Source organism: Nocardia sp. 852002-51101_SCH5132738 (assembly GCF_001665695.1).
Lineage (GTDB): Bacteria > Actinomycetota > Actinomycetes > Mycobacteriales > Mycobacteriaceae > Nocardia > Nocardia nova.
Window position 1 is genome coordinate 1 of sequence record NZ_LZML01000135.1, and the last position, 779, is coordinate 779.

A 779-nucleotide genomic window follows, 5' to 3' on the forward strand; every position below is an offset into this window, starting at 1 on the left:
GGCGCGGGTGGCGACGAGGCTGTTGCCGCCGAGGTCGAAGAAGTTGTCGTCGGCGCCGATGGTGGTGTCGAGGCCGAGGAGGTCGGCGAAGATGCCGGCGACGATTTCTTCGACCGGTGAGGCGGGTGCGCGGAATGTTTCGGTGTGCAGGATGGGTTCGGGTAGTGCGTTGCGGTCGAGTTTGCCGTTGGGCGACAGTGGGATCGCGTCGAGGATCATGACGGCGGCGGGCACCATGTAGGGCGGGAGCGCGTCGGCGAGTGCGGTGGTGAGTTCGGCGGCGGTGGGTGTGGCGCCGGGTGCGGGCACCACGTAGGTGACCAGCATTGCGGGGGCGTTGCCTTGCCGGTGGGCGATGGTGACGGCGAAGGCGGTGTCGGGGCGGGCGTCGAGGACGGCGTCGATTTCGCCGAGTTCGATGCGGTAGCCGCGGACTTTGACCTGGAAGTCGTTGCGTCCGACGAATTCGATGTCGCCGTGGGTGTTCCAGCGGACGAGGTCGCCGGTGCGGTACATGCGGGTGCCGGGTTCGCCGGCCGGGCAGGGCACGAATCGGGCGGCGGTGGTGGCGGGGCGGTTGAGGTAGCCGCGGGCGGGTGCGGGGCCGGCGAGGTAGAGCTCGCCGACCACGCCGGCGGGGACGGGATGCAGACGGGTGTCGAGGATCAAGGCTTGCATGCCGGGTAGTGGGGTGCCGATGGTGGGCCGGTCCCCCGCGTGCAGGGCCCGGGTGGCGGTGGCGAGGATGGTGGTTTCGGTGGGTCCGTAGAGGATGCGGA

1 protein-coding gene is annotated in these 779 nt (G+C 70.2%); it reads right to left on the reverse strand.

The features are described from left to right. Positions 1-779: non-ribosomal peptide synthetase (locus A5789_RS19565; RefSeq protein WP_156773021.1), on the reverse strand; the 779-nt coding region annotated here is incomplete at both ends.